The sequence below is a fragment of the Lactococcus nasutitermitis genome (genome assembly GCF_018403765.1).
GTDB lineage: Bacteria > Bacillota > Bacilli > Lactobacillales > Streptococcaceae > Lactococcus > Lactococcus nasutitermitis.
The window spans coordinates 1-19,763 of the sequence record NZ_BOVQ01000010.1; the positions used below are offsets into that span (position 1 = coordinate 1).

Consider the following 19,763-nt stretch of genomic DNA (forward strand, 5'->3'; position numbering starts at 1 on the left):
AGAATTAAGCACGCATTTTTGATTTTTTTTCCCTTGCTGTTCGTCTATTGGCTTCAAACACTGATATAGCTGGAAGAGTGGATATATCTAAAAAAATCAAAATCAATATTTTCTCCACTATTTTTCAATAATCACGTGTAAAAAATATTATTCGCTTAAAATAAAATTCAAAAAAGCCTTTAGAGGCTTTCCCAACTTTATGCCACTGATAAGAATCGAACTTACGACCTTCACCTTACCATGGTGCTGCTCTACCGACTGAGCTACAGCGGCTGATTTTTCAGTATTTAGCAGAAATGAAAATTTGATTTACAAATTTTTCCTTCCGCCACTTGAAGTCTTAACTTCATTCTTACCGAAATGAGCAATCCTGCTCTGTAATGTTTTATCAAAATAATCTTCTTGCTAAGATTACTTAACCATTCTATCAAAATTCCAAAAAATTGCAAGTGAGAACCGTGCTACATTGCTCTTTCCCATAATAAAAAGACCACTAAAAAGCAGCCTCATCTTATGTTATTTCACTAACATCTGATTTCCCAGTCCTTTACTGATTGGTTCTACAAAATGAATATCTTTGTTCTGAGCATCTTTTAATAGCTCTTGCCAAGCTTTCCATACATTAGCTTCCGAAAAGCGTTCAGACAGTTCATAAGCTTTATCAGACATTGTTTGTAATTCCTTATCATCTTCAAAAAGCTCAACAAACTTTTCTGCCATTTCTTCAACACCATCAAATCCGACAATATAACCATTTTCTCCGTTCACAACTAAATCATTGGGACCATAATTAACATCATTCGTGACCGTCACCATTCCATGACTTTGCGCTTCCATCAATGCCAGATTAAATCCTTCCATGATTGACATGAGCGCATAAACTTGGTGTTCACGTTGTACACGCGCGACATCTTCTTTTTCCAAATAGTCATGTAAATGCACAGCTTCTTGTAAACCGTACTTTTCAATAGCTGAATCTATTGCTTTTTTAGCTGCATCATTATCACGATGGTCTATGTAACCATAAGCATCTAAAGTAATATCAGGAATTTTAGCTTTTGCTATTCCAACTGCTTCAGCAACTTTTCCTACTCCTTTTTCTGGAGCAATACGACAAGTCATAAGCACACTGTGTTTTTTTCGACTAGTCATAGGAATTTTATCTTCTGCAAAAACTTCGTCAGGATTGACACCGACAGGTATTGTAAATAACTTCGTAATTGGCTCAAAACGCGCCTTAACATCTCGTGTTTGCTTATCCGTTGCAGAAACTATCGCATCATACTTATTTGCATTAGTTAGACCATATTCATAGAAATTATTCATCACAGAATGCATTGGGTCTTGCGCATCTCCAGCATGAGAATTATGTAAATGCAACACAGTATAGGCAGGACGTTCCAACTCTGGCAAAGACCAATCGCCCAAATGTGTACGGTCTAAAATAAAGATATTTGCTTTTTCTGGATTCCAATAATCCTCATTTATGCAATTAAAGAAATACAAAGTGAGTTCATCAATATTAGAAAAAATATAAACTGCACCATTATCTTTCGTTAATCTCCAGCCCGTCTTAATGAATTTTTGGTTTGCATCAAAACGATTGTAAGTTTCCAACACAGGTTTCCCATTGATGTCATACCAAACTTCCGTCCCAATCTTATTATCTGGCGTATACCATTGTGCCAAACTCATAAATCCACGAAAATCATAGTGGTCCACTCGATATAGATTGCCAAAGCCATCAAAAAGCTCTACAACACTTACACGTTCCATCTCATCTTCATCATAATAACGAACACGCGCTACCAGTCGATTTTCCTGATTGACTAAATACATTAGTTGTCCTGGTTGTTTAACATAACTCAATCCCGTCAAGCCAAAATCAATGTCTTCGACATGAATGATTGTTTCAGGAACTTTTTCAGCTTTTTGAAAATAGTCAAACATTACCAACGTTTCTTCTTGAGAAACACCTACATTTGCTAGATAACGATGCACTTGAGGATTCCATTCTCGAAAAACAAGTTTAAATGGCTCTCCATGCTTTCTGAAAAGGTCTGCCCGTTTAAGCTGAGCGTGTTCAATTCCAGAATTTTTAGCATTAAATGTCGAATTTATAAAGAATAACATTACTGAACGCCTCCTACAAATAGATTTTTAATAGTATTTTTCTGTTTAAGCCAGCGTTCCCAAGCCTTTTCTTCACTAAATTCTTGAGACTTTTGGTAAGAAACTTCTACCAAATCAGAAACTAGCACATCAGCTAAAGCCTGAGCAGCTTCATTTAAAGCACCATATGGCACCAAACGTCCGTTTCTTCCATTTTCTATCATATCTGAAAGGCCATATTTCACACCATAAGCTACCACAGGAACTCCATGTGACAAAGCTTCCAGCACATTCATTCCAAATCCTTCACCACCAGAAACATTTAATAAAGCTTTTGAAGTATCTAAAGCTTTATCAATTTTCTCTTTGGATTGATAACCTTTAAATTTTACATTATCTTTCAAATCTAATTCTTCAACTTTTTTATTCATCTGTTCTTGAATATCTGCAGGTGAAGCATATCCATAAAATTCTACCACCAAATCAGGAATAACCGCTTGTACCCTTTTAACAATTTCAAGCACATCAATTGGATTTTTTTCAGCCGCAAGTCTTCCCAAATAAATCACTTTATTTTCACGTTTTTCTTGCTTCAATACTCCTTCATCCGCAAAAGTATCTGGTAAACTAATAACATTCTTAAAAGAGTAAAATTTCTTGATTTCATCACGTTGCTGGTCTGTAGCTACAATAATCCCATCAAATTCATCCTTATATGCCGAAAATAATGGTTCAAGATAATCCACCACTTTTCTTGAAGCACCCACTTGCAAATTATTTGCCGTATGTATATTATGCAAAAATTGCCATTTACCTACTGCTCCCGTAACATCTGCCAAAGCCGCTACCAACGATGGGCGGTCATTGATATAAACGACTTCATCTTTTCTTGCCAACTCATTCAAGAAAAATGTAAAAAGTTCTTGTTCCGTATTAAAACGCCAGACACATCCCTCATAATCAAGTAACTTATACATTGTTGGATTAAGTTGACCATTGATGTTCATGTGAGTAATTTCAAGCTTAGGTACACCATTATAATCAAAAAATATTTGACTACCTAACGTTCCATTAGGGTGAAAATATTGAGTAGAAGATTTAAATCCTCTCCTATCCCATATATCCTTCGCAAGAATACCATTCATATCATTGAAGTAATCAATCGAACCAACAATTCCTACCGTTGCAGGAGCAATCGAAACTTTACCGATTACCTTTCCTGCGTGTTTAATCAATGACTCATTTGCATCTATTCCCTCGATATGATACAGCTCTTTATCAATCGCTTCCGTATAACGAACATCAATATCTTTCGCCACAACATCTTCAATTCCTTGAAAATAATCGTACATATTGATTACATCAGTGTAAGATAAACCCGCTCGTTGCACATCTCCTGAAAGTTGCGAATTATAATTTTTTACTAAAATTTTCGCTGGAATATTGTTATCATGAAAAAGCTTCACTCTTTTAATTGCTGAAAATTCCGTTCCAGAATTTAAAGTAAAAATATTTTCATTCACAAAATAATTCATCGGCATTTTATATGCTCCGTTTCATTTTTCTAGCTCTGTTCTCTATTATACCATTATACTACACTACGTAAAGAAAAAAACAAGTAGCTCTATTTTGCTTTGACATTAGCTAGACTAAAGTAAAATTTAGAGCTACTTATTATGCTTATTTTGTATCTAAAGCTTATTCTTTCCCTTTAGAATCAGAGTTTCTACGTTTTTTAAGAAATACTGCAACAAGTAACGTCAATAGACCAACTGACATAGCGATTCGAGAATCTTCTTCCCCATCTCCTGTCTTAGGCAACGTACTAGCAGTAATTTTACTCATAGCTACCACAGGTTGATTATTAGCGGAACTATTCGTATTATTTTCAGTTTTCATAGTCTTTACAGCATTTGTGTTCTTTGTAGTCTTTCCAGCATCAACTGTAGATAAACTATTTGCTAAATCTGCTACTGATTGAACTTCTCGTAACGCTGAGCTTGCCACACTCGCAGCGCTACTAGCGATAACTTCTTCCGACATTGCTTTTGAAGTTTGTCCCGCAGAAGCATAACTATTTGTCAATGATGCTGCCTGACTTGCTAATGAAGTTGCACTCATTGCGATTGATTGTTCTGCCTTAGCTTGAGAAGCCAGACTCGCTAAGCTCTTATCACTAGAATAAGTTCCTGCCTCACTCACAACAACATTTGTTGTACTTGTGGTCATACTTGAAGAATTTTTGGCACTGGCTGCTGCTGTTGAAGCCGATGAGGTCATACTCATTGCTTCATTTTGCAAATCACCTCTAGCATTCATCAACAAAGTATGAATAAGTGAACGCGCACTAAGTGCCGTACTATTAGCACTACTTGCCGTACTTGCTGCTGTTGAAGCTTCATTCGTTTCATATATTGCCTGCGCAATATATGAACTTACTACTGATGTATTTCCATCTTCCGCAGCACTTTTCGCCAAGCTTGCATAAGAACTAGCTAAACTAGCATCTGTTATAGCTACCATTTTTGCATTTGTTGCAATACTATTAGCGTTATTAGCCGCACTATTAGCACTTTCTGCCAAACTATTATCAAAAGCAACATGGACATTAGAAGTATTTGCTGATGCCAAGCTTGCCAGATTTGTTGCCTCATCGTTAGCCGACTGAGTATTATTTGCTGCCATGCTCTTACTTATCGTAGCAGAGCTAGCATACTTATCTGCACCTGTTGCACAACTCTCTAAGGCTGAAATCAACTGTTCATTTGATACAACACTTGTCGCTTCCGATGCCGCTTTTAAAGCATCACTCGCCGCACTTGAAGCAAGAGAAGCTTGTTGTTCAGCAATAGCTTTTTGACTCGCTGCACCTGTCAAATCTCCTGCAGCTAAATCTTTCACCATTGCCTCCGAAGCTGTCGTAGCCGCTTTTGCTGCTGAACTTGCAATGACACTGTCAGAAGACGTTTCATTCGCTAAACTTACCAAGCTCGCATCGCTTGGATAACTATTCTCTATACTTGAAACTGTCGTATTAGCTAAACTTGCTACCTGCACAGCACTATTTGCAATAGACACAGCTAAAGCCACATTATCTGTTGCATTTGAGTTTGCAGTTGAAGCTGCATCACTTAATGCTTGATTCATCAAAACTTGTGTCGCACTGTCTGCTTGATTTCTAGCATTGCTTGCCATCGTCGCATCACTACCTGCCGCACTGGCATAACTGCTTGCCACACTCAAATTTCCTGTATTTGCTGCGACAATCGCTTCACTAGCTTCCACACTGGCTTGTAACGCTGCGCTATTGGCAAGACTAGCAGCACTACTTACCACAGTTGCATCAGATGTGAGAGCTGGGTCATTCGGATAAAGATTAGCAACACTAGATGCTGTTGTACTATCTTTATTCGTTGCTGCTGATGCTGTACTAGCTGTTACTGATGCACTATTGGCAAGATTTATCGCATCATTCGTTGAACTTGCTAAATCATTTTTTGCTTGATTAGAAGCTGAATCTATTGCTTGCGAAGCCAACTCTGCTGCACTTGAAGTTGCATCGCTCAAAGCTTGATTCATCATAGCTTGCGTTGCACTGTCTGCTTGATTCCTAGCATTGCTTGCCACCGTTGCATCACTACTTGCCGCATTGGCATAACTGCTTGCTTCACTCAAATCCCCTGCATTCGCTGCGACAATCGCTTCACTAGCCTCCGTACTGGCTTGTAACGCTGCGCTATCTGCAAGGCTGGTTGCGCTACTTACTATAGTTGCATCAGATATGAGAGCTGGGTCATTCGGATAAAGATTGGCAACACTAGATGCCGTTGAGCTATCACTACTCGTTGCGGTTGATGCCGTACTTGCTGTTACTGATGCACTCTTTGCCAGATTTATCGTATCATTTGCCGAACTTGCAAAATCAATTTCTGCTTGTTGAGAAGCTGACTCTGCTACTTGTGAAGCCTCTACAGCCGCACTTGAAGCACCAGATGCTGCACTACTTGCCAAGGCAGCTAAACTCGTCGCATCCCTGGTATCTCCAGCATTTGCTGCTGTAATCGCTGCTGATGCCGCTGAACTTGCAATAGTTGCCAGACTACTTGCAGCATTATTAGCCACACTTGCAAGCGTTGAGTCAGCAACCAAGCTCATATCATTTGGATAACTATTTAAAGCTTCACTCGTAGTCAACGAATTATTAACGGCAACATTTGAAGCCGTTTGAGCCACATCTGATGCTGTATTTGCAGTTGCAATCGCTGCTGATGCCGCCGCGTTATTACTTGCTGTACTGTCCGCTGCATCTTTTTCTGCTGCCGTAGTAACTGTATCCAACGCTGATTCAGCAACTGCCTTTTCACTTGTGGCAACAGACGCTGCTGAACTTGCAACACTCGCTGCACTACTTGCTATAGCTGCATAACTTTCCGCGACTGCTTGATCGGACAAAGCAGCACTTGTATTTCCGGCAAGAGAATCTACCGTCACAGCTTGAGCTGCTGATGCCGCCTTATCTGCAGCACTTGAAGCAATCATTTCAGCGGAACTTGCAGCCGTTGCTTCCGATTGAGCTACTGCATTTGCTGAGTTAGCAAGACTTGCCGCTGATAAAATCGTTGAATCTGCTGGATATTGTGATGCAAGAGAAGTCGCCGAAGTTGCCGCTTGACTTGTCGAAGCTGTTGTATCATTTGCCGCGCTGTTTGCCATTTCTGCTTCTGCTGCAGCATTTTTTGCATTTTCTGCTGCATTATCTGCTGCAACCGTACCGTTTGATACTGCCAAAGTTGCTGCATCGTTAAGAGCTTGTTTTGCTGCATTCGAGGCAACTACCGCAGCACTTGATGCCGCGTTTGAGGCTGTATTTGCCATTTTTGCATCTGCACTGGCTTCGTTTGCATAAGAATTCGCTTCTGATGCTAGACTTGCAACAAGACTGAGATTAACATTATTTGCTGCACTCGTTTCCGCAGCTTCTGCTGATGCAGCAGAAGCCGAATCACCAGCTGCAACCGCACTTGCATAAGCAGACGATGCACTATCATAAGCAGAAGTCAATGCACTGATGACTTTATAATCTTCATTCACCGCTGTTGATGCTTTTATCGCATCCTGAGCCGCTTGGCTTGCTACTGTACTTTCAGTATTTGCTGTATTTGTGGCACTGTTCGCTAAACTTGCATCACTGGATAATGCAGTATTACCAGAATTCTGTGCATAAAGCGAATTTGCAACACTTGCCGCAGAAGTCGCCGAGCTGACCGCTACACTATTTTGATTGTTTGCCGTTGCAGTATTTTCATAAGTATTTGCTACTGTTGTTGCGCTTGATGCAACACTTTCATAGCTACTAATATAAGCACCGTTAGTATTCGCTGCTGACAATGTCGCCAAAGCAGATGACAAATTTGTAGCCTCACTCGATGCTACTGTCGCAGCAGAATTTGCAACAGACAAGGCTGAGCTAGCAACAGCACTATCATTTGCTACAATCGCCCCCTCACTTGCTGCCATCGAAGCATAGCTTGCTGCTAGAGAAGCGTTATTTTGTCCTGCAGCACTCGTTGCTTGTGACTGATAACTATCAGCAACCGAAGTATTTCCTGCTGCTGTTGCACTGCCCGCTAAAGATGCATAGTAGGAACTTAAACTTCCTTGAGCCGCAATCGAAGCCATTATAGCATCCGATGAAGCAAGTGACAAAGCATTTGAAGCTTCTGAAGCCGCACTATTTGCAACAGCTTGTTCACTTGTTACTACAGATGCAGCACTTGAAATCACATCAGTATCAGAAACAACAGCAACATTTGAAGCAAATTGTGAGTAATCTGAACTAGCTAACAGAGTACTCAAACTCCCTTGAGCTGCCGTAGTACTATCCGTTGCGTTTGAAATAGCATTCGCAGAATTTGTTAATGAATTATTAGACGACGTTGCGAAAGTTACAGCACTTGATGCGTTAGAAGCATAACTTTCAGCTAAGCCATATTGAGCAGCATCAGCCGAAGACTCTAAACTTGCTGTATTTGCGGCTGTAGATGCAACTTGTGCTGCACTTGAAGCCACAGCAGCGTTAGATGAAGCTGCACTCGCTAAGCTTGCAGCTGCAGAAGCAGCTGAGGAAGCTTGTTCTGCAGCAATTAAAGCATCTGAAGAATCTCCATGCGCTTCATAGCTTGCAGCATCTGAAGCTTGTTCACTCGCTGTTGCTACAAGTTGATTCGCTTGAGTGACTTCATTATTAGCCAAATCTGCTGCCTGTGAAGCAACTGTACTGGCTGATTGAGCTGTGTTATTTGCCGATGCGATAATACTATCATTTGGCCAATCATTACTATCTGATGCAGTAATCGCTGCATAAGAACCTGCTCCATTTGCCCCTGCAGAAGCATAACTATTTGCAGAATCTGCTGCTGTTTGCGCATTCGCAGCATTCTTAATCGTTGCCTCAGAGAACGAAGACATTGCTGAATTAAATGCCGTTGAATTTACAGAACTTGCTAAAGAAGCGAGCGAAGCATTAGCATCACTTGTAACCGCAGCCGAAGCTGCCTCTGATGCGTTAGCTGCAAGATTTGCTGCATTGATAGCATTATCTGCTGCTTTACTTGCTGCTACAATCGCATCTGCCATACTAATCTGGAAGCCTGAGATTTCATTATAATAGCTTTCAGCATTTGTCACATCTCCTACGGCTGCTACTGAAGAAGCCAATAATGCAAGGGAAGAAGCTTCTGAAGAATAAAGTGATGCCGTTGCACTCGCTTTTGCTGCATCTGCCGCATAGCTATTTGCCGCCGCTGCGTAATTATCAATATTTTCTGCCGCAGTTATTAGCGCTGTATCAGTAGCACCGTACTCAGTTGCATAGGATTGGGCAAGGAGAGCATCTGCTTGTGCTGTTGCATTTGCACTGGAAGCAACAGAAGCTGCTGAACTAACTGTTGTTGCATCACTCGCTACTGATGTGCTTGCTGAGCCGGCATCTGAGGCATAGCTACTTGCTAACTTATCTTGTATGTATTCATTTGAAGCTGCGGTTGACTGAGCTAAAGCATCTTGTAAGGCTGCACTCGCTATTTGAGAAGCTTGTGAAACAACTGCTATATCAGAAAGAGCTTGTAACGCTGCACTAGAAGCTTGAACATTGTAATAACTTGCGAGAGACAAGTTTGCTGCACTCGCCGCACTGATAGCTAGAACAGCTACAGATTTAGCAATACTTGATTGAACAGCAGCATCTGCTACGGCGCTACTTGCTACTTTCGTTGCAGACGAAGCCAAAAGATAGTCAGAATTTGCTGCACTGGCTGCTGAAGTATTGATTGTATCAAGTGGATATTGATTGGCAATACTATTTGCATCGGAAGCTGCACTTGATGCAGAGATTGCTACGCCTGACATAGCATTAGATGAAGCTGCAGCTACAGTTGCCGCAGATGATGCTATCAAATATTCAAATTCTGCAGAGGCTGCAATGACTGCGGCGGCGGCTTCGGAAACTGCGGTTGATGCAATATTACTGTCCGCTGCTGCGCGTGCATTATCAGAGATAGCAATACTTGCGTCATTATCAATTTCGAGCGTCAATACAGCAGCTGAACCTGGGTCATATTGACTTGCAGGTGCTGTGTCTGTGGCATAAGCAGCGACTAGCGCTTGTAATGAAGCAGCTTCACTTGCTGCTGATTGTGCTTCTGCCGCTGCATTTGAAGCATCTAAAGTTGCCGTACTCGCTTCAGCATTAGCAGAAGAAATGACTGAGCTTGCTGAGCGAATCAGTGTATCATCTGGAAAAGCATTCGACATTGAAGTAATGGCATTTGCCTCAGATGTGGCTACTTCTGCTGTTGAGGCCGCACTATTGTATTCAGGGATTGCTCCAAATGTTGCTCCTGCTGAACCAGCATTTTGTGAAGCAACGATAGCATTTGACAAGGCACTACTACTTGTCTCTGCAAGAAGAGAATTATCAACGATTGCTTGAGAGTTTGCACTAGCTAGTGCTTTAGCAGCAACACTTGAATCATAAGAAGCGAGCGCTGAGTCTGAACTCGCCAAACTCAACAACGCTACTGCCGAATTCATCTTCTGCAAGGCATCTGCAGCCAATCCTGCGGCGGCGGCACTATCTGTACCTGCCATTGCAGTATTTCCCATAGCAAGATAAGATGAAGCGGCGGCAAAGAGAGAAGCTGCATCAACCGCATCTTGTGAAGCTATTGCTGCGTCCTGTGCTGCCGTAGTGGCTGCTGAACTTGCGCCACCTGTCCAAACAATCGTTCCATTAGATGCTGTACTAGAAACTAGCGCTGCATTTAAAGCATTGCTTGCTTCTATATTTGCATTTGAGGCAATCGTTGCATAGGAAAGAATGCTCTTATCATTATAAGAATTTTGTAGATTATTAGCTGAAGTTGCTGTCGTCGTTGTTGCATTGGCACTATCTTTTGTTCCTTGAACATAGTCAGCAGCTGAATTTGCTGCTACTGCTGCTAGAGAAGCATTTACTGATGGATTACTCATTACATAAGTAATGCTATAACTTGGATTTGACCCATCGTAAGTTCCTGTGATTTTCCCACCTTGAATGACACTTGATGGACTATCTGCTGAACCAGTTGCATCTCCATCGCTAGTCACAACTGCATAATAAACATAACCCGTCGTCACATCAGTAATCGTTGACGGTACTTCAATACTCCAGTTATCTCCCATAACACCTGCATCAGATACTACAAAAGTCCCTCCAGAAGTTGAGGTATCGCTTGTAACTGAATCTCCTGAAATAGCAGCTAAACTATCAGCATTTGAAGTTGAAGCTGTATTAAAGGTATCTGGGAAATTTAATGTCGCTGTTGCCTTGACAGTTTCTGGCGCTACTAAAAGCACAAAACTGTTACTTGTACTATAATTTCCACCATTATCAGCATTTATTGCTGACTGGACGGCTGCTGAGATATTGGAAGCAAGTGATGTATATTGAGTTCCCACAGCATAAGTTGAACCAGCATAGCTCACTGCTGAAACTTGATAGTTATTCGGTAATGTAGCTAGACTTCCTGAGATATTAGAAAGAGTATCTCCAAAAAGCCCTGTTTCAGAGATTGAGCCTGCTAATGTTGGTGTATTCGCATAATTGCTCGCATAAGAATATGCAAAAGTTGCTGTTTCTGAGTTGGCAGAAAGTGTAACTGTAAAATTATTTGTGCTGTTTGTTGCAGGATAATTCCCAGCATTAAAGTTAGAAGCAGCTATGCTTTCCGCTGTAGCTAATGATGAGACAGCTGAGGCAATCGCACTATAACTTTGATAAGAAGTTGTCGAACCTGCTACTTGATAAGAAAGAGCGAGTGATGATGTATAAGAATAATAGGATTGTGCAACTGAGGCAGCTGATGAAGCAGCTGAACCTGCATTTGCACCTTCTGAGGCAAAATCACTGGTATAGATATACGCATTTTCAGCTGCTTGAATGAGTGCCGCACCTGATAAAGTACTTGAACTATAGGTTGTATTACCACTTGGGTCTGTGACAGAAGCGACCGAATAACCACCAGGGACTTTAGCAAGCACATTTGTCGCAACTGCTCCTGTACTATCAATAGCTAAGCCTACTGAGCCAGAAGTTGAGTAAGAGCTAGGAAGTGTGGCAGCTCCTAATGTTGGTGTCCCTGTCGCATAACTATAAGCAAAGTTTGCTATGTCTGCATTTGGTGTATAGTAAACATTGATAACATTTGGATTGATAGCACTTTGTGCAAAGTTTTGCACGGTAATCGGACTTGATGTGCTAGAGTAAGTGTAACCAGATAACGTTGGATGCGTGTAGTCAGTCGTATCTCCTGTACCATCAACACCAAAACTCGAACCAATCGCTTGAGATACAGATGTAGATGGTGCTGTAGCGATAGGCAATCCAGTTGCAGCATTGATGTAGTTGACAATGACAGGCTGACTTGCTGCATAGCCTGAGATTGTTGCTGCTGGGACGGTTGTTGTTTGAGTAGAAGTCGTATTCGCACCCGTCGAACCTAAATAAGTAGATGAACTTAAATTATTTCCTGTCGTTAATGAGGCAGAAGCCATATTAACCGTCATGGTTGAACTGTTACCGCCCGTTGAACCTACAAGTCCTAGAGACATCTGATTTTGAACGGTTAAATTCGTATAGGTGACCGTTGTCGTTTCAGTCTGATAATGTCCCGAACCAAAAGTATCTGAAGGCATTATCGTAACAGTATAGGTTAACACAAGAGTACCTGTCGTTGAATTTCCAGTTGTGGTATTCGGTGTCCATTGAAGTCCCACGGTATCAAAAGGACCATTGGTAGTCGTCAAGCCTCCATTTGATAAATCATAGCCTTGAGAGAGTGAAGCAACTGGGTTTGTTCCTGAATTCGTCGTTCCAGAAGTCGTCAGATTTCCTGAAGCATTCGTCTGAGCAATACGGATTTGTTGAGATGCAGAACCTGAGCCACTATCTGCACCCACTGTACTATCTGCAGGCATTGTTGATGTTGAAGGGTCAGCATAAAAGTCACGACCAGCAAAAACCGTATTAGGAAGCCCAGCATAGTTGACCGTATTGCCAGATACATAGCCAGAAATAGCTTCTACACCTTTACCAATTCCAAGATAGGGACCTGGGGCGCCACCTGTGGAACTATAAGTTGTTGAAGTCCCACTCGTCGTGGAGCTTACATTGGTTGCTGCTAAGATTTGCTGGGCTGATGCCGGTGTCAAGATAAATCCAAGGTCATCCCCTACTTTATTATTAGAACCTGAAGCGAGTGTTTTCACATTAGAAACAGTAACCGCTTGTGTCATATCAAGTGCTTGATTAAAAATAGCCATCCCACTTTGAAAGCCACTGTCTGTCGCAAGTGTCATCGTACCCGATGTACTATTTTGAAAGCCAACTTTTGATGTTCCAGCACTATTTGCGCTTACCGTCTGATTGATTGCGCCAAAAGTCCAGTTGCTTTGTGTTTGTAAAGCACCTGTCGCTATCGCAATACTATTCGCAGATAGCGTTTGTCCAGGAACGAGTGTTCCTGCAGAGTTTGTTGCTGCATGAGCTATGATAGGACTTGGTGTTAATAATGGAAGTGCTACTGATGCGACTCCTCCAGCAAATGTTACCAAGAGCATTGAGCCATATACCCATTGCTTACCACGTTTCCACATACGAAAATTCGTTTGTTTTTCTTCCCTTTGTGTGTCTTTGAATAATGTGCTATGTTTCATTGTGGAAACTCCTTCATAATGCCTTTAATTGTATATTTAGCTTCGATTTTAAAGCTAAATTTTTCGACTATTTTATGTTATCATTTTTCAAAATTCTTAACGTTTCTTTTTAGAAATATTTCGGTTATCATTTCGCAACTTTTAGTTTTTTTTATTTCTTATAATTATTTTATTATTCGTTTAAATCTATGAATTATTTGGGTAAGTCCCATATATAATCTATAAATTTAGATTTTTACCGATAAACATTTGTTTATTTTGTTTTTATATAGTGTATTTATTATCTTTTTTATATGCTTCATTGTTATACAAATTTGTAGTAAAAAGATTTACATAAACTCTAAATTCTGTTATAATAATCATGCGAAATGAGAATACGCAAAAAAAACGCGTGCTAGCCGCACGCGCATGTCTCTCATCTCGGACAATTGGGATGACTAGCTACTTTACTTATGGCTAGTTTTTTTGTATTCAATATAAGCTTTCACAAGTTCAAGGATTGTCTTCAACAGTGCTAGCACAGCTAGAAATGCTGTCATGAATACCGCTTTCTTGTCCGAGTGTGTCATCAAATAACCATTTAGCCTCCCCATCCTCCATTACTACTATTTGTAAGACCGTTGGCTACCGTTTATTAAAAACTCTGAGCTTTTTTAGCACTAGCTCTATATACGTAAAAACATTCATTTGTCACTGAATTTTTGAAAAAAGAGTAAAAAAAACAATCTTAATTGAGTGTACTATCTGATTAGAAAACTAACCAGATAGACAGAGCTAGACTAAGCAATGCTACTCAATGCCCTAGGCATCAACTCAGGCACACCGCCAACATCGTAACACTCAATAAGGATTCTTATTTTTTTGTTTTTACTTTTATTTTTTAAATTATACTAATTCGATGATTGCCATTGGTGCAGCATCACCACGACGTGGTTCTACTTTAAGGATACGAGTGTAACCACCGTTGCGACCTTCGTAGCGTTTAGCAATATCATTGAATAATTTTTGAAGTGCTGTTGGGAAAGTTTCAGTTTCTTCGTTGAAATCTTTTTCAGCAATTTCATTACGAACATATGCTGCTGCTTGACGACGTGCGTGCAAATCACCACGTTTGCCAAGAGTAATCATTTTTTCAACTGTTGAACGAACTTCTTTTGCACGAGCTTCAGTTGTAACGATTGTTTCGTTGATAATCAACTGTGTTGTCAAATCACGAAGCATTGCTTTACGTTGTGCTGAGTTACGTCCGAGTTTACGCTTGCTCATTGTGTTTCTCCTTTCGTGGATTTGCTTTTGCAAATCTTTGTTTCAAGTATTAAATATGTCAATTTGAACTATTTAATACTTGTCTTATTTTCTTTTTTTCAGGCTCAAGCCTAGTTCAGTCAATTTCACTTTCACTTCTTCTACTGATTTGTGACCGAGGTTTTTGACTTTAATCATGTCAGCTTCACTCATTTCAACAATATCAGCAACTGTATTGATACCTGCACGTTTTAAACCATTGTAAGCACGAACTGAGAAGTCCATATCTTCAATAATCTTATCCAATACACGTTCAGTTTTTACTGTTTCATCTTTGGCTACAAGTGTTTCAGCTTCTTGGACTGTATCTGACAAATCAACAAACAGATTTAAGTGGTCTGTTAAGATTTTTGCAGAAAGTGACAAAGCATCATCTGAACTAATAGTACCATTAGTTGAAATATCCAAAGTTAATTTATCGTAGCTTGAATCTCCACCAACACGGGCAGGTTCTACTTGATAATTTACTTTGCTTACTGGTGTGTAAATAGAGTCAACGGCAATCGTACCAATAGGTGCGCCTTCGACCTTGTTTTCATCGGCAGGGACATAACCATAGCCTTTATTAACAGTCATTACAGCACGCATTGAGTGACCCTCAGCGATAGAGAACAAGTAGTGTTCTTTATTGACAATTTCAATGTCACTATCAGTTAAGATATCACCAGCAGTAACGTCCATAGGTCCTGTCACATCAAGTTCGATTTGTTTTTCAGAATCAACGTAAGATTTAATCGCAATACCCTTGATAGCAAGGACAATTTGAATAACATCTTCACGTACACCAGGGATTGTAGCAAATTCGTGTTGTACACCTTCAATTTGAATTGAAGTGACAGCAGCACCTGGGAGTGATGACAAAAGGACACGACGTAAAGAATTACCTAAAGTTGTACCGTAACCACGTTCAAGTGGTTCAATAACGAATTTACCGTAATTTTTTGTTTCGTCAAATTTAGTAATTTTTGGTTTTTCAAACTCAATCATCTGTATTCTCCTCTAAAACGAAAAGTTATTAGCAACTAGAGTAACTAATTATACGCGACGACGTTTTGGAGGACGTGCACCGTTATGAGGTACAGGAGTCACATCAGAAATAGAAGTTACGTTAAGACCAGCGGCAGCAAGTGCACGGATAGCTGATTCACGACCAGAACCTGGACCTTTAACTGTAACAGATACTGTCTTCAAGCCTTGATCTTGAGCAGCTTTGGCAGCAGCTTCTGAAGCCATTTGTGCAGCGAATGGTGTAGATTTCTTAGAACCTTTGAACCCAAGTGCGCCAGCAGATGACCAAGCAAGAGCGTTACCATGAACGTCTGTAATCATAACGATAGTGTTGTTGAATGTTGATTGGATATGTACAATACCTGATTCAATATTTTTCTTAACACGACGTTTACGTGTAATTTTTGGCATTTTAACTCCTTTCTAGTATTATTTTTTCTTGCCTGCGATTGATTTAGCAGGACCTTTACGAGTACGTGCGTTGTTCTTCGTGTTTTGTCCACGTGTAGGAAGACCACGACGGTGACGCATACCACGATATGAACCAATTTCCATCAAACGTTTGATGTTGAGGTTTACTTCACGACGAAGATCACCTTCAAGTTTGAGTCCATCAAGTTCACGACGAATTGCGTCTTCTTGATCAGATGTTAAATCTTTTGTACGAATGTCTTCTGAAACACCTGCAGCAGCAAGTACTTTTTGAGCGGTTGTAGTTCCAACACCGTAAACATATGTCAATGAAATAACAATACGTTTTTCGTTTGGAATATCAACTCCAGCAAAACGAGCCATTTAATTTAGTTCCTTTCTATCCCTGACGTTGTTTGTGTTTTGGATTTACAGGGCAGATTACCATAACACGACCATTACGGCGAATAACTTTACAGTATTCGCAAATCGGTTTAACTGATGGTCTTACTTTCATTTTTATACCTCCTATTAAATTTGGGGGTTATCTGAAGCGGTATGTGATGCGACCGCGAGTCAAATCGTAAGGTGAAAGTTCAACTTGAACTTTGTCTCCGGGCAATACTCGGATATAGTTTTTACGAATCTTTCCTGAAATGGTCGCAAGAACGCGATGCCCATTTTCAAGCTCAACAGTAAACATTGCATTCGGCATCGTTTCGACAACTCTACCTTCTACTTCAATTACATCATCTTTTGCCAAGCAAAAGTACCTCCTTAAAAATCCCCGAAAGATACAAATATATCTAAAAAGTCGGACTAGTATAGTTTATCACTTTCATTACTTTTTTGCAAGTAGTTCTTTTGGAAAATCCTTTATTTTTCTATATTTGTTGTGATTTAGGGGAATTAAAAGCCATTTTTTCTCTATGACAAGGGTTTCGTGTGTTTCTTTCTTGCTTTATTTTATGAAAAAAGGCCTATCTAGGTCTTTTTTTATAATTATTAGTCAAGAATAGCTTTAACATCTTGTGATACTTTATCAATATCTTGCTCACCACCAACATTTTTTACCAAGCCAAGAGTTGTATAATGTTCAATGATTGGTGCTGATTCTTTGATATTGACGTCTAAACGATTTTTTACAGTAGCTGGTTGATCGTCTGGACGTTGATAAAATTCGTGTTCACCACAAACATCACAAGTGCCTTCTACTTTGGTTGGATTATAAATCTTGTGATATGTTGCTCCACAGTTACGGCAGATATAACGTCCGCTCAGACGATTAACTAGAATATCAGGATTTACCTCGATATTGATAACTGCATTAAGCTTTAAGCCGAGTTCTACAAGCATTGTGTCAAGAGCGTGCGCTTGTTCAATTGTACGTGGGTAACCATCAAGTAGGAAACCTGCCTCTTTAATATCATCTTGTGCCAGACGTTCTTTCACAATACCGTTGGTTACTTCATCTGGAACCAGTTCGCCTTTGTCAATGAATGATTGGGCTAATTTACCCATTTCTGTTTCGTTTTTCATTGCAGCGCGGAACATATCTCCAGTTGAGATGTGATTAACATTATAATTTTTAACGATAAATTCTGATTGTGTCCCTTTTCCTGCACCAGGAAGTCCCATGATTAATAAGTTCATTTTATTTTTTTCTCCTATAATTTTTTGTCTCTTGGACAAATTTCCGAAAGTTTTACGTACCTATTTTAGCTTATTTTCTTGAAAAAATAAAGAAATGTCTTATTTTAGCTCTCTATTCTTTTAGCAAAAATAAAAAATAGCTGCCATTAGGCAAACTATTTTTTATGCTTCTTCAATTGGATTATCCATAAAACCTGTGTATTTACGTTTTAGAAGATATCCTTCAAGTTGTTTTACAGCTTGAATAGCTACTTGTATCAAGATTAAGAGTGATGTTCCACCAAGGGCTACGATTTTTGGTAGTCCCCATACATTTTGAGCAGCGATTGGAATGATTGAAATCAAGCCAAGGAACAATGCTCCAACTGTTGATAGACGCATCAATAAACGTGAAACGTATTTTTCTGTTCCCTTACCCGGACGAACTGATGGAATGTATGAGCCTTGTTTTTGTAAGTTTTCAGCCATTTTTTCTGGATTGACTTGAACAAATGAGTAGAAAAATGTGAACAAAATAATCAACAAAGCATAGAATAACATTCCTGTCCATGTCGTATATGACAAGGCATTTTGTAAGGTGGATAACCATCCTACGCTATTACCATTCGCTTTTTGCAAAAACTGTAAAATTGTTGCTGGAGCCGTTGTAATAGAACCTGCAAAGATAACTGGAATAACTCCTGCTGGATTGACACGCAATGGTAGATATGAACTCATTGGCGCACCTTGAGTCAGCTTTGTGTATTGAATAGGTACTTTACGTTCTGCTTGTTGCACATAAGTTGTGATGTAGATGATAAGAATACAAGCAATAACTAATCCTACTACAAATAACCATGACATTGGAATCTCTGAAGGACGAACGTTTTCAAACTTTTCTGTATAAACAGATTGGATTGCACTTGGAATGCCTGAGACAATACCCGCGAAGATAATCACTGATACTCCTGAGCCAAATCCTTTTTCGTTAATCTGTTCCCCCATCCATGTAACAACCATCGACCCTGTGGTCAGGATTGCGCCAATCATCAGGTAGCTTTGCCAAGTTGGATTTTCAACAATATTGAGTGAACTCATTGCTTGGAAACCTGCGGTGATACCAATAGATTGTGCCATTGCAAGAACCAAGGTTATATAACGTGTTGCCTGATTGAGCTTACGACGCCCGATCTCTCCTTGTTTTGACCATTCCACAAATTTAGGTAAGATATCCATTTGCAAAAGTTGAACAATGATAGATGCCGTAATGTATGGAGAAACTCCCATAGCAAAGAGTGAATAATTTTGCATGGCATTTCCTGACACCAAGTTCATCATATTGAGGAACGGTAAATCACTAATTTGATTTAAGTTTTGGACATTGACACCTGGTACTGTGATATGGGCGCCAAGTCGAAAAACAAAAAGTATGAAGATTGTGAAGAAAATTCTTGCACGTACATCTTTTACTTTAAGTGCGTCTTTTAAAGTTTTAAAGAACATTAGCACCTCCTTTAGCTTATTTTTTTAGTCAAAAAGCGATTGAAAAATCAATCGCTAGTTTTTTATTTGGCTTCGAGAACTACAACACTTCCGCCATTTGCTTCGATTGCGGCTTTTGCAGCACCAGATACTTTAGCTACGTTGACTTTAAGATTTTTAACTGTTAATTCACCATTTGCAAGTACTTTTACGCCAGATTTTACATCTTTAACGATTTTTGCTGCTACAAGTGTTTCTGCAGTTACTTCTGCACCGTCTTCAAGACGATTTAAAGTTTCAAGGTTTACAATAGCATATTCTTTGCGATTAACATTCAAGAAACCACGTTTTGGCATACGACGGAATAATGGTGTTTGTCCACCTTCAAATCCTGGACGAATGCTCCCACCTGAACGAGATTTTTGACCTTTTTGACCACGACCAGATGTTTTACCATTACCTGATGATGTTCCTCGACCTACGCGATTACGTACTTTACGGCTACCTTCTGCAGCTTGCATTTCATGAAGTTTCATGATGTTCTCCTTTATTTACACATT

General features: G+C 39.9%; 12 protein-coding genes and 1 tRNA gene. All 13 read right to left on the reverse strand.

Annotation, left to right across the window (positions count from 1 at the left end):
• Positions 1–200 precede the first annotated feature (200 nt).
• Positions 201–273: transfer RNA gene (locus KJS36_RS10155), tRNA-Thr, on the reverse strand.
• A 243-nt stretch (positions 274–516) separates the two neighbouring features.
• Entirely contained in the window at positions 517–2,133 is a 1,617-nt protein-coding gene (locus KJS36_RS10160; RefSeq protein ID WP_213536808.1) for a glycosyltransferase, read from the reverse strand.
• Entirely contained in the window at positions 2,133–3,647 is a 1,515-nt protein-coding gene (gene asp1 / locus KJS36_RS10165; RefSeq protein WP_213536892.1) for an accessory Sec system glycosyltransferase Asp1, read from the reverse strand. Before asp1 ends, KJS36_RS10160 begins: the two co-directional genes overlap by 1 nt.
• A gap of 163 nt (positions 3,648–3,810) precedes the next feature.
• Complete coding sequence (locus KJS36_RS10170; protein ID WP_213536809.1) at positions 3,811–13,365, reverse strand: KxYKxGKxW signal peptide domain-containing protein; 9,555 nt, start codon at positions 13,363–13,365, stop codon at positions 3,811–3,813.
• 885 nt (positions 13,366–14,250) lie between these two features.
• Positions 14,251–14,631, reverse strand: coding sequence for a 50S ribosomal protein L17 (gene rplQ, locus KJS36_RS10175; RefSeq protein ID WP_213536810.1), 381 nt, complete (start codon positions 14,629–14,631; stop codon positions 14,251–14,253).
• Positions 14,632–14,715: 84 nt separating this feature from the next.
• On the reverse strand, positions 14,716–15,657 hold the full coding sequence (locus tag KJS36_RS10180; RefSeq protein WP_213536811.1) for a DNA-directed RNA polymerase subunit alpha: 942 nt from the start codon (positions 15,655–15,657) through the stop codon (positions 14,716–14,718).
• Positions 15,658–15,705: 48 nt separating this feature from the next.
• Complete coding sequence (gene rpsK / locus KJS36_RS10185; RefSeq protein WP_213536812.1) at positions 15,706–16,089, reverse strand: 30S ribosomal protein S11; 384 nt, start codon at positions 16,087–16,089, stop codon at positions 15,706–15,708.
• Between the two features lie 18 nt (positions 16,090–16,107).
• Positions 16,108–16,473, reverse strand: a complete 366-nt coding sequence (gene rpsM / locus KJS36_RS10190) for a 30S ribosomal protein S13 (RefSeq protein ID WP_213536813.1) — start codon at positions 16,471–16,473, stop codon at positions 16,108–16,110.
• A 16-nt stretch (positions 16,474–16,489) separates the two neighbouring features.
• Positions 16,490–16,606, reverse strand: coding sequence for a 50S ribosomal protein L36 (gene rpmJ, locus KJS36_RS10195; RefSeq protein ID WP_014024193.1), 117 nt, complete (start codon positions 16,604–16,606; stop codon positions 16,490–16,492).
• A 27-nt stretch (positions 16,607–16,633) separates the two neighbouring features.
• Positions 16,634–16,852, reverse strand: coding sequence for a translation initiation factor IF-1 (gene infA / locus KJS36_RS10200; protein ID WP_213536814.1), 219 nt, complete (start codon positions 16,850–16,852; stop codon positions 16,634–16,636).
• Positions 16,853–17,094: 242 nt separating this feature from the next.
• Positions 17,095–17,742, reverse strand: coding sequence for an adenylate kinase (locus KJS36_RS10205; protein WP_213536815.1), 648 nt, complete (start codon positions 17,740–17,742; stop codon positions 17,095–17,097).
• Between the two features lie 162 nt (positions 17,743–17,904).
• Positions 17,905–19,224 carry a preprotein translocase subunit SecY gene (gene secY / locus KJS36_RS10210; protein ID WP_213536816.1) on the reverse strand — a complete coding sequence of 440 codons (1,320 nt, stop codon included), beginning with the start codon at positions 19,222–19,224 and terminating at the stop codon, positions 17,905–17,907.
• Positions 19,225–19,286: 62 nt separating this feature from the next.
• Positions 19,287–19,739: a 50S ribosomal protein L15 gene (gene rplO, locus KJS36_RS10215; RefSeq protein ID WP_213536817.1), complete on the reverse strand. Its 453-nt coding sequence runs from the start codon at positions 19,737–19,739 to the stop codon at positions 19,287–19,289.
• Between the last annotated feature and the right edge of the window lie 24 nt (positions 19,740–19,763).

Excerpts from the sequence above, each read along its gene's own strand:
- rpmJ (WP_014024193.1), bottom strand. The coding sequence starts at position 16,606 with ATGAAAGTAAGACCATCAGTTAAACCGATTTGCGAATACTGTAAAGTT.
- rplQ (WP_213536810.1), bottom strand. The coding sequence starts at position 14,631 with ATGAGCAAGCGTAAACTCGGACGTAACTCAGCACAACGTAAAGCAATG.
- KJS36_RS10205 (WP_213536815.1), bottom strand. The coding sequence starts at position 17,742 with ATGAACTTATTAATCATGGGACTTCCTGGTGCAGGAAAAGGGACACAA.
- KJS36_RS10170 (WP_213536809.1), bottom strand. The coding sequence starts at position 13,365 with ATGAAACATAGCACATTATTCAAAGACACACAAAGGGAAGAAAAACAA.
- rplO (WP_213536817.1), bottom strand. The coding sequence starts at position 19,739 with ATGAAACTTCATGAAATGCAAGCTGCAGAAGGTAGCCGTAAAGTACGT.
- asp1 (WP_213536892.1), bottom strand. The coding sequence starts at position 3,647 with ATGAATTATTTTGTGAATGAAAATATTTTTACTTTAAATTCTGGAACG.
- secY (WP_213536816.1), bottom strand. The coding sequence starts at position 19,224 with ATGTTCTTTAAAACTTTAAAAGACGCACTTAAAGTAAAAGATGTACGT.
- KJS36_RS10180 (WP_213536811.1), bottom strand. The coding sequence starts at position 15,657 with ATGATTGAGTTTGAAAAACCAAAAATTACTAAATTTGACGAAACAAAA.
- rpsM (WP_213536813.1), bottom strand. The coding sequence starts at position 16,473 with ATGGCTCGTTTTGCTGGAGTTGATATTCCAAACGAAAAACGTATTGTT.
- KJS36_RS10160 (WP_213536808.1), bottom strand. The coding sequence starts at position 2,133 with ATGTTATTCTTTATAAATTCGACATTTAATGCTAAAAATTCTGGAATT.
- rpsK (WP_213536812.1), bottom strand. The coding sequence starts at position 16,089 with ATGCCAAAAATTACACGTAAACGTCGTGTTAAGAAAAATATTGAATCA.